Origin of the sequence: Kitasatospora sp. CB02891, assembly GCF_002803145.1 — a bacterium.
Lineage (GTDB): Bacteria > Actinomycetota > Actinomycetes > Streptomycetales > Streptomycetaceae > Kitasatospora > Kitasatospora griseola.
On the sequence record NZ_NNBO01000005.1, the window covers coordinates 380,535 to 399,506 of the forward strand.

General features: G+C 76.0%; 5 protein-coding genes. All 5 read left to right on the forward strand.

The genetic code is table 11. The annotated features are described in order from the left end of the window. Positions 1-66 precede the first annotated feature (66 nt). The 5 genes from CG736_RS14590 to CG736_RS14610 all read left to right on the forward strand — a co-directional run bounded on the left by CG736_RS14590 (position 67) and on the right by CG736_RS14610 (position 18,950). Positions 67-10,278, forward strand: a complete 10,212-nt coding sequence (locus CG736_RS14590) for a type I polyketide synthase (RefSeq protein ID WP_369880196.1) — start codon at positions 67-69, stop codon at positions 10,276-10,278. A 31-nt stretch (positions 10,279-10,309) separates the two neighbouring features. Beyond that, entirely contained in the window at positions 10,310-16,603 is a 6,294-nt protein-coding gene (locus CG736_RS14595; RefSeq protein WP_100586633.1) for a type I polyketide synthase, read from the forward strand. A 17-nt stretch (positions 16,604-16,620) separates the two neighbouring features. Further along, a complete protein-coding gene (locus CG736_RS14600) occupies positions 16,621-17,490 on the forward strand; it encodes a 3-hydroxyacyl-CoA dehydrogenase family protein (RefSeq protein ID WP_100586634.1) in 870 nt (289 codons plus the stop codon). Positions 17,491-17,560: 70 nt separating this feature from the next. Beyond that, positions 17,561-17,842: an acyl carrier protein gene (locus tag CG736_RS14605; protein WP_100586635.1), complete on the forward strand. Its 282-nt coding sequence runs from the start codon at positions 17,561-17,563 to the stop codon at positions 17,840-17,842. Next, positions 17,835-18,950, forward strand: coding sequence for an acyl-CoA dehydrogenase family protein (locus CG736_RS14610; RefSeq protein ID WP_100586636.1), 1,116 nt, complete (start codon positions 17,835-17,837; stop codon positions 18,948-18,950). The genes CG736_RS14605 and CG736_RS14610 overlap by 8 nt, the downstream gene beginning before the upstream one ends. Positions 18,951-18,972 lie beyond the last annotated feature (22 nt).

Consider the following 18,972-nt stretch of genomic DNA (forward strand, 5'->3'; position numbering starts at 1 on the left):
CCCCCGCGACCCCCGCGTCCTTCGGGACGAGACCCGAGCAGCCCGAGACGAAAGCAGCGGTGTCCAGTGAGCGACCAGAGGATGCGCGACTACCTCAACCGGGTGACCATCGACCTCCGGGACACCCGGCAGCGGCTGCGGGAGGCCGAGGCCCGCCTGAGCGAGCCGATCGCGATCGTGGCGATGAGCTGCCGCTTCCCCGGCGGGGTCCGCACCCCGGAGGAGCTGTGGGACCTGCTCGCCGAGGGCCGCGACACCAGCGCGCCCGTCCCCGGCGACCGGGGTTGGGAGCGCGCCTGGCCGTCCGGCGGCACGATCCCCGGGCGGGGGGCGTTCCTGGACGGCGCGGCGGACTTCGACCCGGAGTTCTTCGGCATCTCGCCCCGTGAGGCGCTGGCCATGGACCCGCAGCAGCGGCTGCTGCTGATGGCGTCCTGGGAGGCCGTCGAGCAGGCCGGCATCGACCCGCTCACCCTGCGGGGCAGCCGCACCGGGGTGTACGCCGCGGCCGTCGACGAGGGCTACGCGACGCTGGGCTCCGGCGCCGCCGAAGCCGTCCAGGGGTTCCTGATGACGGGGAACTCGATGAGCGTGATGTCCGGGCGGGTGTCCTACGCGCTCGGCCTCGAAGGCCCCGCCATCACCGTGGACACCGCCTGCTCGTCCTCGCTGGTGGCGCTGCACCTCGCGGCGCGGGCGCTGCGGGCCGGCGAGTGCTCGCTCGCCCTCGCCGGCGGGGTCAGCGTGATGGCGCTGCCGGCGGTGTTCGTCGAGTTCAGCCGGCAGGGCGCGATGTCCCCCGACGGCCGCTGCAAGCCGTTCGCGGCGGCCGCGGACGGCACCGGCTGGGGCGAGGGCGTGGGCATGCTGCTGCTGGAACGGCTGTCGGACGCCCGGCGCAACGGCCGTACGGTGCTGGCCGTGCTGCGCGGTTCGGCGATCAACCAGGACGGCGCCAGCAACGGCCTGACCGCCCCCAACGGCCCCTCCCAGCAGCGGGTGATCCGGGCGGCGCTGGCCGACGCGGGGCTGACGGCGTCCGACGTGGACGCGGTGGAGGCGCACGGCACCGGCACCACCCTCGGCGACCCGATCGAGGCCGACGCGCTGCTCGCCACCTACGGCCAGGACCGGCCCGCCGGGCGTCCGCTCTGGCTCGGGTCGCTGAAGTCCAACATCGGGCACACCCAGGCCGCCGCCGGCGTCGCCGGGGTCATCAAGACGGTCCTCGCGCTGCGGCACGGCGTCCTGCCGCGCACCCTGCACGTGGACGCGCCCACCCCGCACGCCGACTGGTCCTCGGGCGCCGTCGAACTCCTCACCGAGGCCCGCGACTGGCCCGTCGTCGACCGGCCGCGCCGGGCCGGGGTGTCCTCGTTCGGCATGAGCGGCACCAACGCGCACGTCGTCCTCGAACAGGCGCCGGAGCCGGAGCCGGCCGACGGGCCGGAAACGGTGGCCGACGGACCGGAAGCGGAGCCCGGGGTGCTGCCCTGGGTGCTGTCCGGCCGCACCGCGGCCGCGCTCGGGGACCAGGCGGCCCGGCTGCGCGCCCGGCTCGCCGCGGACGCGCCCGCCCGGCCGGCCGACATCGGGTTCTCGTTGGCGACCACCCGGTCCGCCTTCGAACACCGGGCCGTGGTGATCGGCGACGGGCAGCACGCACTGCTGGACGGCCTCGCCGCCCTGTCCGGACCCGGCACGGACCTCCCCACCGCACCCGCCGACGTCGTCATGGGCACCGGCCGGGTCGTCGAGGGCCGGACGGCCCTGGTGTTCCCCGGCCAGGGCTCCCAGTGGGACGGCATGGCCCGGGACCTGCTCGCCACCAGCCCCGTCTTCCGGGACCGCCTCGCCGCCTGCGACGCCGCCCTCTCCGCCCACGTCGACTGGTCCTTGGAAGGCGTCCTGTGCGGCGCCCCCGGCGCGCCCTCCCTGGACCGGGTGGACGTCGTGCAGCCGGTGCTGTGGGCGGTGATGGTGGCACTGGCCGCGCACTGGGAGTCCTGGGGCGTCCGGCCGGACGCCGTGGTCGGACACAGCCAGGGCGAGATCGCCGCCGCCGTGGTGGCGGGAGCGCTGAGTCTGGAGGACGGGGCGAAGGTCGTCGCCCTGCGCAGCCGGGCGATCCGGGCGCTGGCCGGACTCGGCGGCATGGTCGCGGTGCCCCTGCCCGAGGACCGGGTCCGCGCCGAGATCGCCCCCTGGGCCGGGAAGCTGTCGGTGGCCGCCGTCAACGGGCCCGCCGCCGTGGTGGTCTCGGGGGAGACCGAGGCCCTGGCCGAACTGCTCGCCCAGTGCGCCGCACAGGGCGTACGGGCCCGGTCCGTGCCGGTGGACTACGCCTCGCACTCGGCCCAGGTCGAACGGATCAGGTCCGAGGTGCTGGCCGCACTGGCCGACGTACGCCCGCTCCCGGCCCGGATCCCGCTGTTCTCCACCGTCACCGGCGACCGGCTCGACACCACCGCCATGGACGCCGACTACTGGTACCGCAACCTCCGCGGGACCGTCCGCTTCGACGCGGCCGTGCGCTCCCTGGTCGAGCAGGGCCACGAGGTCTTCGTCGAGGCGTCGCCGCACCCGGTGCTGACCATGGCCCTCCAGGACACCGTCGAGGCCACCGGCGCCGAGGAACCGCCCGTGGTCGTCGGCACCCTGCGCCGCGACGACGGCGGACTGCGCCGGGCCCTGCGCTCGGCCGCCGAACTGTGGGTGGCGGGTGCGGCCGTCGACTGGTCCGCGGTGTACGCCGACACCGGCGCCCGACCGACCGCCCTGCCCGGGTACCCCTTCCAGCTGCGGCGCTACTGGCTGGAGCCGGAGGCACTGCCGGACACCGGGCCGGCCGCCGACCCGCACGACACGGCCTTCTGGCACATGGTCGACCACGAGGCCCCGGCCGAGATCGCCGCCCACCTCGCCGTCGACGAGGCCGCCCTCGCTCCCGTCCTGCCGGCCCTGCGCGGCTGGCGCAAGCAGCGGCGCGACGAGAGCGTCATCGACTCCTGGCGCTACCGCATCGGCTGGCAGCCCCTGCCCGACCCGCCGGCCGCCGCCCCCGCCGCCGGCACCTGGCTGGTCGTCCTGCCCGCCGGACACCACGACGACGCCCGGGTGCGCGGCCCGCTGCTCGCCCTCGCCGAAGCGGGCGCCACCGTCGTCACGGCCGAGCTCACGGCCGACGCCGTCCGCCGCACGGACCTCGCGGACACGCTCGCCACCGCCCTCGGCGACCGCGTCCCGACGGGTGTGCTGTCGCTGCTGGCCGCCGACGACCGGTCCCACCCCGACCACCCGGCCCTGCCCACCGGGACGGCACTCACCGTCGCCCTGGTGCAGGCCCTGGGCGACCTCGCCCTCACGGCGCCCCTCTGGTGCGCCACCGCCGGGGCCGTGTCGACGGGACCGGACGACCCGGTCACCCACCCCCGCCAGGCACTGGTCTGGGGCACCGGACTGGTGGCCGCGCTCGAACTGTCCGCCCGCTGGGGCGGACTCGTCGACCTGCCGCCGGACCTCGACGCCCGCGCCCGGGCCCGGCTCGCCGCCGTACTGACGGCCTCCGCCCCCGGCCGCGAGGACCAACTCGCCCTGCGCCCCACCGGCCTGCTGGCCCGCCGCCTCCGGCGCGCCCCCCGGAACGAGGGCCGCAACGAGAGCCGTGCGCAGCACTGGAAGCCCCGCGGCACCGTCCTGCTGACCGGAGGCACCGGAGCCGTCGGCCCGCACCTCGCCCGCTGGCTGGCCCGCAGCGGCGCCACCCACCTCGTCCTCCCCGGCCGCCGCGGCCCCCAGGCGCCCGGCGCGGCCGAACTCGCCGCGGAACTGGCCGCCCTCGGCGTCCGGCTGACCATGCCCGTCTGCGACCTGGCGGACCGGCAGGCCGTCGGGGCACTGCTCACCGGCCTGGAGACGGCGGGCGACCCGGTCACCGCGGTCGTCCACGCGGCCGCCTTCGTCGCGCTCGCCCCCCTGGACGGCACGCCGATGTCCGCGTTCGAGCAGATCGTCGCCGCCAAGGCCGCCGGCGCCGAACACCTCGACGCCCTGCTCGACCGCGAACTCGACGCCTTCGTGCTGTTCTCCTCGATCGCCGGAGTCTGGGGCAGCGGCGACCACGGCGCCTACGCCGCGGCCAACGCCTACCTCGACGCGCTGGCCCAGCACCGCCGGGCCCGCGGCCTCACCGCCACCTGCGTCGACTGGGGCATCTGGCAGGCCGAGAACCCCTACCAGGACCGCGTCGCCGGAGCGGACGCCGACCTGTTCAAACTGGAGGAGCACGGCCTGCCCCGGATCGCCCCCGACCTCGCGGTGCACGCCCTGCAACAGGCACTGGACGACGACGAGCCCGTGCTCGCCGTCGCGGACGTCGACTGGGAGCGGTTCGCCGCCGTCTTCACCTCCACCCGCCCCAGCCCGCTGCTGACCGGCGTCCCCGAAGCCCGCCGCGCCCTGGAGGCCCCGGCTAGCGACACAGTGGCGCCCGCCGCCGCACAGCTGCGCGAACGGCTCGCCGCCCTCGGTGAATCCGAACAGCACCGCCTGCTGCTCGACCTGGTCCGCACCCACGCGGCAGCCGTCCTCGGCCACTCCGGGGCGGACGCGATCCGGCCCGGCACGGCCTTCCAGGACATGGGCTTCGCCTCCCTCACCGCGGTCGAACTCCGCAACCGGCTCAACACCGCCACCGGACTGCGGCTGCCGTCCACCCTGATCTTCGACCACCCGTCGTCCACCGCGCTCGCCCGGGAGATCCGCGCCGAACTGCTCGGCCGGCAGGCCGTCGAACCGGACGCCTCCGCCCCGGACGCCGCCGCGCAGCCGCCCGCGTCCGACGACGAGCCGATCGCGATCGTGTCCATGGCCTGCCGCTTCCCCGGCGGCATCGGCACCCCCGAAGACCTGTGGCGCCTGCTCGCCGACGGCGGCGACGCCGTCTCGGACTTCCCCACCGACCGCGGCTGGGACCTCGAAGCCCTCTACGACCCCGACCCCGACCGCCCCGGCACCTCGACCACCCGGCGGGGCGGCTTCCTGCACGACGCGGCCGACTTCGACGCCGAGTTCTTCGGCATCTCGCCGCGCGAGGCCCTCGCCATGGACCCGCAGCAGCGGCTGCTGCTGGAGACCACCTGGGAGGCGATCGAACGCGCCGCCATCGACCCGGTCGCCCTGCGCGGCAGCCGCACCGGCGTGTTCACCGGCGTCAACTACGCCGACTACGCGGCCGTGGTCGCCCAGTCCGAGGAAGGGGACGGCCACCTGCTCACCGGCAGCGCACCCAGCGTCGTCTCCGGCCGGGTCGCCTACACCCTGGGCCTCGAAGGCCCCGCGGTGACCGTCGACACGGCCTGCTCCTCCTCCCTCGTCGCCATGCACTACGCCGGCCGTGCGCTGCGCGGCGGCGACTGCTCGCTCGCCCTGGTCGGCGGCGTCGCCCTGATGGCGACCCCCGGTGCCCTGATCAGCTTCTCCCGCCAGCGGGGACTCGCCGAGGACGGCCGCTGCAAGGCCTTCTCGGACGACGCGGACGGCATGGGCATGGGCGAAGGGGTGGGCGTCCTGCTACTGGAGCGGCTGTCGGACGCCCGGCGCAACGGGCACCCGGTGCTGGCGGTGGTCCGCGGTTCGGCGATCAACCAGGACGGTGCCAGCAACGGGCTCTCCGCCCCCAACGGTCCCTCGCAGCAGCGGGTGATCCGGGCGGCGCTGGCGGACGCGGGGCTGACGGCGTCCGAGGTGGACGTGGTGGAGGCGCACGGCACCGGCACCACCCTCGGCGACCCGATCGAGGCGCAGGCGCTGCTGGCCACGTACGGCCAGGACCGGCCCGCCGAACAGCCCCTGCTGCTCGGATCCCTCAAGTCCAACCTCGGCCACGCCCAGGCGGCGTCGGGCGTGGCGGGGGTCATCAAGACGGTGCTGTCCATGCAGCACGGGCAGGTGCCCCGCACCCTGCACGTCGGCAGGCCCTCCGGCCACGTCGACTGGACGCGCGGAGCGCTGGCCCTCGCGACCGAGCAGCAGCCCTGGCCGCAGCACGGCCGCCCCTTCCGGGCCGGTGTGTCGTCCTTCGGCCTGAGCGGCACCAACGTCCACACCATCCTCGAACACACCCCCCTGGAGAACGACGGCCCGCCGGCCGAGCGCACCCCCGTGCCGGAGGTGCCCTGGCTGCTGTCGGCGAGGAGCCCGCAGGCACTGCGCTCCCAGGCCGACCGGCTGCGCCGCCACCTGGACGGCGGCCCCGGGCACGACCCGCGCGACATCGGGTCCGCCCTGCACGCGCGCACCGCCTTCGAGTACCGGAAGGCACTGGTCGGGAACCGGGACGAGCTCCACACCCTGCTGGGCCGGATGGCCGACGACGACTCGGGAGCGTGGGACGGCGGTCGCCCGGTCGACGGCCGTTCGGTGCTGGTGTTCCCGGGTCAGGGTTCGCAGTGGGTGGGGATGGCGGTGGAGCTGCTGTCCGGGTCGGAGGTGTTTGCCGGGCGGATGGCGGAGTGCGAGCGGGCGCTTGCGCCGTATGTCGATTGGTCGTTGGTGGAGGCGCTGGGTTCGGAGGTGCTGCTGGCGCGGGTGGATGTGGTCCAGCCGGTGCTGTGGGCGGTGATGGTGTCGCTGGCGGAGGTGTGGCGGTCGTTCGGTGTGGTTCCGGACGCGGTGGTGGGCCACTCGCAGGGTGAGATCGCGGCCGCTGTGGTGGCGGGTGGTCTGAGCTTGGAGGACGGGGCGCGCGTGGTCGCGCTGCGGTCCCGTGTGATCGGGGCGCTGGCCGGTCGCGGTGGCATGGCGTCGGTGCCGTTGCCGGTGGATGTGGTGCGGGAGCGCATCGCGGGTCGGCTTTCGGTGGCTGCGGTGAATGGCCCGTCGTCGACGGTGGTGTCGGGTGACGCGGACGCGGTGGCGGAGTTCGTCGATGCGTTGGTCGCGGAGGGGGTGCGGGCGCGTCTGATCGAGGTCGATTACGCGTCGCACTCCGCGCATGTGGAGGAGGTTCGCGAGCGCCTGCTGTCCGATCTGGACGGCATCACCCCTCTCTCGGGTTCGGTGCCGTTCTTCTCGACGGTGACGGGCAGTTGGCTGGACACGAAGTCGCTGGACGCCGAGTACTGGTACCGGAACCTGCGGGAGACGGTGGAGTTCGCGGACGCCACGGAGGCGTTGCTGGGGGAGGGTTTCCGGTTCTTCGTCGAGTCCAGCCCGCATGCGGTGCTGTCGGTGGCGGTGGGGGAGTCGGTGGAGGCCGCCGGCGTCGATGCCGTGGTACTGGGGACGTTGCGTCGCGGTGAGGGCGGCCTGGCGCAGGTGCTGCGTGCGGTTGGGCGCGGGTGGGAGCGCGGGCTGGAGGTGGACTGGTCGGGGGCGTTCCCGGGCGCGCGGCGGGTCGAGTTGCCGACGTACGCCTTCCAGCGCACCCGCTACTGGCCCGAGCCGGCGCCCGCCACGGTGGCCGATGTGGGCTCGGCCGGGCTCGACCCGGCCTCCCACTCCCTCCTCGGGGCGGCCGTCGAGCTGGCCGACACGGGTGAGCTGCTGCTCAGCGGCCGGATCTCGCTGCGCACCCACCCCTGGCTCGCCGACCACGCCGTGGCCGGTACGGTCCTGCTGCCCGGCGCGGCCTTCGCGGAACTCGCCGTACGCGCCGCGGACGAGGCCGGATGCCACGCGGTGGAGGAACTGACGCTCCAGCAGCCGCTGTTGATACCCGCCGACACCGCCGTCCGCCTGCAAGTGCGGGTCGGAGCCGCGGACGCGCACGGCGGCCGCTCGCTGGACCTGTTCTCCTGCCGGGAGGACGCGGCGACCCCGCAGTGGACCGCACACGCGACCGGTCGGCTCACCGCCGACGCCGCGACCCGCATACCGTCGCCGGCACCCGTCCCGGAAAACGCGGGCTCCTGGCCCCCGCCGGGTGCCGTCCCGATCCCCGTCGACGACCTGTACGAGCGGTTCGACGCCTCCGGTTACGGCTACGGACCCGCCTTCCGCGGGCTCACCACCGCCTGGCGCCGGGGCGACGAGATCTTCACCGAGGTGCGCCTGCCCGAGGACCGCAATCGGTCCGCCGCCGCCTTCGGCGTGCACCCCGCGCTCCTGGACGCCGCCCTCCAGGGGCTGTTCCTGAGCGCCGAGCCGGAGACCGGGCCGGGCCCGGACCGGCCGTCCGCCGGACTGCCGTTCTCCTGGAGCGGGGTCAGGCTGCACGCCTCCGGAGCCACCGCGCTCCGGGTGCGGCTCGGCTTCCGGCCGGACGGCTCGGTGTCGATCGACGCGACCGACCCGCACGGCCTCCCGGTGGTGTCGGTCGAGGCGCTCGCCGTCCGCCCGATCGACCTCGACGCCCTCCGCCCCGTCGGCGGCCCGGAGTCGCTCTACCGGGTGCAGTGGTCGGCGGCGCCCGCGACCGCACCCGCTGCCCCCCTCGGCCCCTGGGCTGTCCTCGGTGGTGGCGAGCTCTTCCCCGACAGCCACCCGGACCTGGCCGCGCTCGGCGCCGCGCTGGACGGGGGAGCGCCGTCGCCCGCCGCGGTGCTGGCCTGGTGCGACCACACCCCGGACCTCCCGCTGTCCCCGCCCGACGCCGCCTCCGTGCACACCGCGCTGGACGACGCCCTGCGGCTCGTCCAGGGCTGGCTGGCCGACCCGCGCTGGGACGACGGCACCCGGCTCGTGCTCGTCACCAGGGGCGCGGTCTCCACGGCGGCCGGCGAGGAGGTCACCGACCTCACCGGCGCGGCGGTCCGCGGCCTCGTCCGGTCCGCCCAGTCCGAGCACCCGGACCGCTTCCTGCTGATCGACACCGACGACCCGGCCGCCGTGGCCGACCTGCTGCCCGAGGCGCTGGCCGGAACGGAACCCCAACTGGCGATCCGCGCCGGACGGCTCCTCGCCGCCCGCCTCACCAGGGCCATCGTCCCGGTGGATCCGGACACCTCGCCCGGTATCGCGGCGGCCGGCGGAACCGTCCTGGTCACCGGGGCCGGCGGTGCGCTCGGCGGCCTGGTGGCCCAGCACCTCGTGACCGCGCACGGCGTACGGAACCTGCTGCTCGTCGGCAGGCGCGGCGCGGACGCCCCGGGCCTGGCCGACCTCGCCGCCGAACTGCGCGGGCGCGGCGCCCGGGTGGACGTGGCGGCCTGTGACGTCGCCGACCGGGAGGCGCTCGCCGCCCTGCTCGCCGGCATCCCCGCCGACCGTCCGCTGAGCGCGGTCGTCCACGCGGCCGGCGTCCTGGACGACGGGACGGTCGAGTCGCTGACCCCCGATCGGATGCGCCACGTCCTGCGGCCCAAGGTCGACGCGGCCCTCAACCTGCACGCACTCACCCGTGACCTGCCGCTGGAGGCCTTCGTCCTGTTCTCCTCCGCGTCCGCCACGGTCGGCAACGCCGGGCAGGGCAACTACGCGGCCGCCAATGCCTTCCTCGACGCGCTCGCCCAGCACCGCCGCGCTCTGAAGCTGCCCGCCCAGTCGCTCGCCTGGGGCCTGTGGGCGCGCCGCAGCACCATGACCGGCACGCTCAGCGCCGCCGACCTGCGGCGGATGTCCCGGGGCGGCACCGCGGCCATCGACAGCGAAGAGGGCCTGGCCCTGTTCGACGCGGCGCTCACCCTGGACGAACCGCTGCTCGTCCCGGTCAGGATCGACCTCGGCCGGCTCCGGACGGCGGCCCGGACCGGGCCCGTCCCGGCCCTGCTCTCCGCCCTGGTCCCCGGGGCCGCACGTCGCCCCGCCTCCGGGGCGGACGCCGCCGAGGCGGACTCGCTGCGCCGCCGGCTGACCGACCTCGCCCCGGAGGAACGCCTCGCCACCCTGCTCGACCTGGTGCGGAGCCGGGCCGCCGACGTCCTCGGCCACGGCGGGGCCGGGGCCGTCGACCCGGACCAGGCGTTCAAGGACCTCGGCTTCGACTCGCTCACCTCCGTCGAGCTCCGCAACCGGCTCGGCGCCGCCACCGGCCGCCGGCTGCCCGCGACCCTGGTCTTCGACCACCCCACCCCGGCCGCCGTCGCCGCCTACCTCGCCGGGCGCCTGGTCCCCGACGGGCCCGCCACCAGGACGAGCACCGGGACGCCGGACCGCGCGGACCACGAGATCAGCTCCCTGCTCGCCGCGATCCCACCCGCCGCCCTGCGCCGGGCCGGGCTCCTCGACGCGCTCCTGGCCCTCGCCGACCGGTCGGAAGCGCCGGCCCCCGCCGCCGACATCAATGCCATGGCCGTCGACGACCTCGTCCGGATGGCCCTGGGTGGCGAACGTGACTGACCGACAGCCGCAGAAGGAGAAGCCCAACCCCATGCCCACCGACACGGACCAGGTGGTCGCCGCCCTGCGCGCCTCGCTGCTGGACAACCAGCGCCTGCGGCAGGAGAACCGGCGGCTCCGCGACGACTCCGCCGAGCCCATCGCCATCGTGGCGATGAGCTGCCGCTACCCCGGTGGCGTGCGCACTCCGGAAGACCTGTGGGAACTGCTGCTCAAGGAGCGCGACGGGGTCTCCCCGTTCCCCACCGACCGCGGCTGGGACGTCGAGGGCGGCTTCGACGCCGACCCCGACACCCCCGGCACCTTCTACGTCCGTGAAGGCGGCTTCCTGCACGACGCGACCGGCTTCGACGCCGGCTTCTTCGGCATCTCCCCGAGGGAGGCCCTCGCCATGGACCCGCAGCAGCGGCTGCTGCTGGAGGCGTCCTGGGAGGCGGTGGAGCGTGCGGGCATCGACCCGGCGACCCTGCGCGGCAGCCGCACCGGCGTCTACACCGGTGTGATCTACAGCGAGTACGGGTCCCGTCTCGGCCGGGTGCCCGACGAAGTGGAGGGCTTCCTCGGCACCGGCACCATCCCCAGCGTCGCCTCGGGCCGGATCGCCTACACCCTGGGCCTGGAGGGCCCGGCGGTCACCCTGGACACCGCCTGTTCGTCCTCGCTGGTCGCCGTCCACCTCGCCTGCCAGGGGCTGCGCTCCGGCGACACCACCCTCGCCCTGGCCGGCGGGGTGACCGTGATGTCCACCCCCGGCCTGTACGTCGGATTCAGCCGCCAGCGCGGCCTGGCGCCCGACGGGCGCAGCAAGTCCTTCTCGTCCGCGGCGGACGGCGCCGGATTCGGGGAGGGCCTGGGGCTGCTCCTGCTGGAACGGCTCTCGGACGCCCGGCGCGCGGGACACCCCGTCCTGGCCGTCATCCGCGGCTCGGCCGTCAACCAGGACGGTGCCAGCAACGGGCTGACCGCCCCGAACGGACCCGCGCAGCAGCGCGTCATCAACGGGGCGCTCGCCCACGCCGGACTCGCCCCGTCCGAGGTCGACATGGTGGAGGCGCACGGCACCGGCACCGTCCTCGGCGACCCCATCGAGGCCCAGGCGCTGATGGCCGCCTACGGGCAGGACCGGCCCGCCGGGCAGCCGCTGCGGCTGGGATCGCTGAAGTCCAACCTGTCCCACACCCAGGCCGCCGCGGGCGTCGGCGGGGTGATCAAGTCGGTGCTCGCGATCCGGCACGGCGTGATGCCGCGCACCCTGCACGTCGACCGCCCCTCGCCCCGCATCGACTGGACCGAGGGGGCCGTCTCCCTGCTCACCGAGGCCACCCCCTGGCCGGAGACGGGACGGCCCCGCCGGGCCGGGGTGTCCTCCTTCGGCGCCAGTGGGACCAACGCCCACGTCATCCTCGAACAGGCCCCCCTGGAGAACGACGGCCCGCCGGCCGAGCGCACCCCCCTGCCGGCCGTCCCCTGGATCCTGTCGGCGCGCACCCCGGATGCGCTGCGCGCCCAGGCGGCGGCGCTGTACGAGCGGGTGGCGGCGGAGCCGGGCCTGAGCGTGTTGGACGTGGGCCATTCGCTGCTGGCGGGCCGATCGCGGTTCACGGAGCGCGCGGTGGTGGTGGGGGCGGACCGTGACGAGCTGCTGGCCGGTGTCGCCGCCCTGTCGCGGGGCAAGGGCTCGGCGGCCGTGCTGGTCGGCGGCGGGCCGCTCCCGGGTCGTTCGGTGCTGGTGTTCCCGGGTCAGGGCTCGCAGTGGGTCGGGATGGCCGTGGAGCTGCTGGGCGAATCGGAGGTGTTCGCGGCGCGGATGGCCGAGTGCGAGCGGGCGCTGGCGCCGTACACCGACTGGTCGTTGGTCGAGGCGCTTGGTTCGGAGGCGCTGCTGGCGCGGGTCGACGTGGTGCAGCCGGTGCTGTGGGCGGTGATGGTGTCGCTGGCGGAGGTGTGGCGCTCGTTCGGCGTCGTTCCGGACGCCGTCGTCGGCCACTCGCAGGGCGAGATCGCTGCCGCGTGCGTGGCGGGCGGTCTGAGCATCGAGGACGGGGCGCGGGTGGTCGCACTGCGTTCCCGTGCGGTCGGTGCACTGGCCGGTCGTGGCGGCATGGCCTCGGTGCCGTTGCCGGTGGACGTGGTCCGGGAGCGCATCACGGGCCGGCTTTCGGTGGCGGCGGTCAACGGCCCGTCGTCGACGACGGTGTCGGGCGACGCGGACGCGGTCACCGCGCTGGTGGAGGAACTCCTGGAGGAAGGGGTGTGGGCGACTCCCATCGAAGTCGACTACGCGTCGCACTCCTCGCACGTCGAAGAGATCCGCGAGCGCCTGCTCGCCGACCTGGACGGCATCACCCCCCTCCCGGGCGCGGTGCCGTACTACTCCAGCGTGACCGGCGGCCAGCTGGACACGAAGGCCCTGGATGCCGAGTACTGGTACCGCAACCTCCGGCAGACCGTCGAGTTCGAGCAGGCGACCCGCGCGCTCCTCGCGGCCGGGCACCGCGTCTTCATCGAGGCCGCCCCCCAGCCGGCCCTGATGTACGGGATCGAGGACACGGCCGCCGACGAGGGCGCCCCCGAGACGGTGGTGCTCGACACCCTGCGGCGCGGAGCCGGCGGGCTCCGCCGGTTCCAGCTCGCCCTCGCCGGGGCACACGTCCGGGGCCTGCGCGTCGACTGGGAGCGGCTGTTCGCGGGAACCGGCGCCCAGCGGGTGGACCTGCCCACCTACGCCTTCCAGCGCCGCCGCTACTGGCTCGACGCCCTGCCGGCCGACCGGGACCAGGCGGCCGCCGGCCAGTCCGCCGCGGACCACCCGCTGCTCGGCGCCGCGATCGAACTGCCCGACGACGCGGGCACCCTCTTCACCGGCCGGCTCGCTCCGGCCACCCACCCCTGGCTCGTCGACCACGCCGTGGCCGGAGCCGTCATCCTGCCCGGCGCGGCCCTCGTCGAGCTGGCCGCGTACGCGGGCCGCCACCACGGCTGCGCCCTCGTGGAGGAACTGACCCTCGCCACCCCGCTGCTGCTGCCCGACGACCACGCCGTACAGCTGCGCGTACGGGTGGGGGCCGAGGACGGCACGGGCCGGCGCCCGGTGGAGTTCCACTCCCGGCCCGAGGCCGACCCCGGCGCCGCCGACCGGCCCTGGACCCGGCACGCGACCGGCACGGTCGGCCCTCGGGACGCCTCAGCCGACCAGGGACCCTCGGCCGATCTGGACGACACGGCCGGCGCGTGGCCCCCGCCCGGTGCGGTCCCGCTGGACGTGGACGAGCTGTACGGGCTGCTCGACGCCCGTGGCGTCGCCTACGGCCCGGCGTTCCGGGGCCTGCGCGCCGCCTGGCGCACCGCGGACGCGATCCACGCCGAAGTGGCCCTGCCCGACGGCCTCCTCGACAGCGCATTCGTCATGCACCCGGCCCTCCTGGACGCGGCCCTCCAGACGACCGGTCTGCGCGAAGGCGCCGCGACCGGCGGGGCCGCCGACGGCGTCCCCCTGCCGTTCTCCTGGCAGCGCGTCGCGATCGAAGCCTCCGACGCGCCGGTCCTGCGCGTCCGGCTGCGCCCCGACGGCCCCGACGCCGTCGCCGCGCGGATCACCGACCCCTCCGGACGCACCGTGGCGACGGTCGGCTCGCTCACCCTGCGCACGGCGTCCACCGCCGCGCTGCGGGCGTCCGCCGGCTCCGTCTTCCACGTCGGCTGGACGCCGGTCACCGCCGGGCCCGGTCCGCGCCCGGTCACCCGCTGGGGCCTCCTCGGCCCGCGGGACGAGCGGGTGCTGCCGGCCGCCTTCCCCGTCGAACCCCGGTCCGCGACACCCGACGCGGTGCTGCTGACCTGCCCCCCGTCGGCCGACACGGCGAGCGCGGACGCGGACCCCGCGGCGGTGCACGCGGTCGCGGCCGGGGTGCTGGACCGCCTCCAGGCCCACCTGGCCGACGACAGCACCGCCCGGACGCCCCTGGTGGTGCTCACCCGGGGCGCGACCGGCCCGCTCGGCGCGCGGCCGGCGGACCCCGGCGCGGCCGCCGTCTGGGGCATGCTCAGGGCCGCTCAGCTCGAACACCCCGACCGGTTCGTGCTGCTGGACACCGAAGGGCCGGACCAGGACGGCCTCGGCGACGCGCTCGCCGACCTCCTCGCCACGGGCGAACCGCAGGCGGCCCTGCGCGGCGGCGTCCTGTACGCCCCCCGACTGGTACGGCCCACGGCGGCCCCCGCACCCGCCCCCGCGACCCGGTCGGCCGGCGCGTTCGGGCCGTCCGAGGGGACGGTGCTGCTGAGTGGCGGCGGCGCCCTCGCGGCCGTCCTGGCGCGCCACCTGGTCGCCGCGCACGGGGTGCGCCACCTCCTCGTGCTGAGCCGCCGCGGCGCCGACGCCCCCGGCCTGCCGGAGCTGACGGCGGAGCTGGCCGGAGCCGGAGCCGAGGTGACCGCCCTGGGCTGCGACGTGTCCGACCGCCGGGCCCTGGCCGCCGCCCTGGCGGCCATTCCCGAGAGCCGTCCGCTGTGCGCCGTGGTGCACACCGCCGGAGTGCTCGACGACGGCCTGCTGGACGGGCTGACGGCGGAGCGGGTGGCCGCCGTCCTGCGGCCCAAGTTCGACGCCGCCCGCCACCTCGACCAGCTGACGCGCGGAGCGGACCTCGCCGCGTTCGTCGTCTTCTCCTCCGCCGCCGGCGTGCTGGGCAGCCCGGGCCAGGCGTCCTACTCGGCCGCCAACGCCGCACTCGACGCCCTCGTCGCGGAACGCCGACGGCTCGGGCTCCCCGGCCTGTCCCTGGCCTGGGGGCCCTGGGAGCGGGTGAGCGGGATGACGGCGGAGCTCGACGGCCCCGACCGGCGGCGGATCGACCGGCGCGGCGCCCGCGGCCTGTCCGACGAGGAGGCCATGGACCTGCTGGACACGGTGTGCGCCGCGGACGCCGCCCCGCCCGGGGACGGGAGCCCCGTCGTCCTGGCCCACCTCGACCTCACCGTGCGCGGCGACGGCCCGGTGCACCCGATGCTGCGCTCCCTGGTCCGGCGCGGCCCGGCCGCGACGACCGGGGCGAAGGCGGCGCCGAGCGCCGCCGCAGCGCTGCGGCGCCGGCTCGACGCCGCCGCCGACGCGCAGGAACGCGAGCTGGTGCTGCGCGAACTCGTCCTCGCCGAGGCCGCCGAAGTCCTCGGCCACACCGACTCCGGGGCGCTGTCCGCGACGGCGCCCTTCCTCTCCGTCGGATTCGACTCGCTGACCGCGGTCGAGCTCCGCAACCGGCTGGCCGCCGCCACCGGGGTGCGGCTGCGGCCCTCCGCGGTCTTCGACAGCGCCACCCCCGCCGCGCTCGCGGCGCGCCTCGCCGCCGAGGTCCGGACGGACGACACCCCCCGGCCCGAAGCGGCACCCGCGGCCGGCGCCGACGCGGCCGGCGCCGACGCGGCCGGCGCCGACGCGACGGGCGCCGAGGCCGCCGACACCGACCCGGCGAGCGTGCTGTTCCGCCGGGCCTGCGCACTCGGCCGGATCGACGAGGGCATCGCCCTGCTCAAGCACGCCTCCGCCCTGCGCCCGGCCTTCCACAGCGGCAGCGACCTCGCGGCCGCCGGCGCCGGCCCGCGGCTGCTGCGCCTGAACGAGCGCGCCGACGCCCCCGTACTCGTCTGCTTCGGCTCCGTCGTCGCCCTCGGCGGCGCCCACCAGTACGCCCGCTTCGCCTCCCGCTTCCGGGACCGCTACGCCGTCGCCGCGCTGGACGCCCCCGGGTTCACCCCCGAGGAGGAACTGCCCGCCGACATGTCGGCCCTGCTGGACCTCCAGGCGACGACCCTGCTCCGGGAACTGCCCGGCCGGACGCTCGTCCTGGCCGGCTCCTCCTCCGGCGGCACGCTCGCCCACGGAGTGGCCGCCGAACTGGAGCGGCGCGGCGCGGGCCCGGCGGCCGTGGTGCTGCTGGACACCTACCTCTCCGACAACCAGGGAATCACCCAGTTCAACGACGTCCTGCTGGGCGGCATGTTCGCCCGCGAGGACCGGGCGGCCCCGATGGACGGGACCCGGCTGACCGCGATGGGCGGCTACTTCCGGCTGCTCGACGACTGGAAGCCCCCGGCGGTCCGCGCCCCGCTGCTGCTGGTCCGCGCCTCCACCCCGCTCGGCCGCCCGTCCGCCGACGCCGGTGACTGGCGCGCGTCCTGGGACGGCGCCGACACCGTCGTCGACGTTCCCGGGGACCACTTCTCGCTCATGGAGCAGCACGTCGCGACCACCGGCGACGCCGTCGCCGACTGGCTCGATGCCACCCTGCGCACCCCCGACACCCTCCGTACCCCCGAAGACCAGTGAGAACGAAGGAGAACCCGTTGACCACCGCCCCGTACGACGATTCCCCCCCGCGGCACGCCCTCACCGTGCTGGGAGCCGGGGTGATGGGCGTCGGAATCACCGTCCTCGCCCTCGGGCACGGCCTGCCGGTCCACCTGGTCGACGTCGACCGGGAACGGCTCGACCGGGCCGCGGACCTGATCGGCGACGAACTCCGGCTGGCCGAGCTGATGGGCGCGCTGCCCGCCGGGACGCCCCTCGGCGCCCTGGCCACCGGCACCTCGCTCAAGGCCGCCGCCGGAGCCACCGCCGTCGTCGAGGCGGTCACCGAGAACGCCGCGATCAAGGCCGCCGTCCTGTCCGAGGTCTCCGGACTGGTCCGGCCCGGCACCCTGCTGATCACCAACACCTCCTCCATCCCCGTCGACGAACTGGCCGGGGCCCTGGAGCGGCCGGCGGAACTGGTCGGCACCCACTTCATGAACCCGCCCTACCTGATCGGCACCGCCGAGGTGGTCCGCGGCGCCAGGACCGGGGACGCCGCGATGGCCGCCGTGGCGGCCCTGCTCACGGCACTGCGGCGGAAGGCGGTGGTCGTCCGGGACGCACCCGGTTTCGTGACCAGCCGCATCCTGCACCCGATGATCAACGACGCCGCCCGGGTCGTGCAGGAGGGCACGGCGACCGCCGCGGACGTCGACGCCCTGATGCAGGGCTGCCTGGGACACCCCACCGGCCCGCTGCGCACCGCGGACCTGATCGGCATCGACAACCTCGTCGACTCCCTCACCGTGCTGCACGAGCGCACCGGCGACGACGGCTGCCGCCCCGCCGAACTGCTGCTCCGGCTGGTCCGCGAGGGCCGGCTGGGCCGCAAGTCCGGGCGCGGCTTCTACGACTACACCTGATCACCCCGACCAGACCCGATCGCCACGACCACCCCTGATCACCCCTGATCACCCCGACAAGGAGACGGCCATGAGCACGACGAACACGCCCGACACCCACGCCCTGGAGAAGGAGCTGCTGGAGTTCCTGGAGGGACGCACCGGGACCGCCTGGGACGCCGACACCGACCTGTTCGACGCCGGCGGGCTGTCGTCCCTCTTCGCCATGCAGGTGGTGGTGCACCTGGAGAAGACCTACGCCATAGCCGTCCGCGGCGCGGACCTGCGGCTGGACAACTTCCGCACCGTGCGCCGGATGGCCGAGCTGGTGGCCCGGCTCCAGGCGCCCGCCGCCGGGGGCCAGCGTGGGTGAGGACCTGAGCGGCGCGATGACCGCCGTCACCCTGCGGGTCGGCGACCTGGCGGGGGAGTGGGACCGCACCGGCCTCATCCCGCGGGACCTGCTCCGCGAGCTGGGCGCCGAGGGCCGGCTGTGCGCCGAAGTCCCGTCGCAGTACGGCGGCTGGGGGCTCAGCAGCACGGACAGCGGCGCGTACACCGCCCACGTGGGGGGCCTGTGCTCCTCGCTGCGCAGCGTGATGACCTCCCAGGGGATGGCGGCGTGGACCATCCAGCGCCTGGGCACCGCCGAGCAGGCGGCCGTCCACCTCCCCCGGCTGACCGGCGGCGAGCTGGCGGCGGTCGGCTTCAGCGAGCCCGGCGCCGGCAGCGACCTTTCGGCGATGACGACGACCGTCCGCCGCGACGGCGACACGGTCGTCGTCGACGGGCACAAGAAGTGGGTGACCGCCGCCCACTACGCCGACCTGCTGGTCGTCGTCGGCCGCTACGAGGACGGCGCGGTGGCCGTCGTGGTGCCGACCGACACGCCCGGCGTCCGGATCGAGCGGATCGCCGACCCGCTCGGCTGCCGCGCGGCCGGCCACGCCGACGTGCACCTCGACGGGGTGCGGCTGCCCGCCGACAGCGTCCTGGGCGGTCACGGACTGCCGCCCGCCCTGCTGGTGACGACCGCGCTGGCCTACGGGCGGATGTCCGTCGCCTGGGGGTGCGTGGGCATCCTGCGGGCCTGTCTGGCCGCGGCCACCTCGCACGCCGCCGGACGGGAGCAGTTCGGCAGGCCGCTCGCGGAGCACCAGCTCGTGGCCGGACACCTCGCCGACCTCTACACGGCCGAGCAGGTGGCCACGCGGGTCTGCGAGCACGCCAGCCGCTGCTGGGACGAAGGCTCGCCGGACCAGGTGGTGGCAACCGTGCTGGCCAAGCACGTCAGCGCGACCCAGGCCGCCCAGGGCGCGGCGACGGCCGTCCAGGTGCTGGCCTCGGCCGGCTCCCGGGACGGGCACACGGTGGCCCGGGCGTACCGGGACGCCAAGCTGATGGAGATCATCGAGGGCAGCAACGAGCTGTGCCGGCTGATGCTGGCGCAGCACGCCCTCTCCGCTCCGGGCACGCCGTGAGCGGGCCCGCGGCCGACGAGAC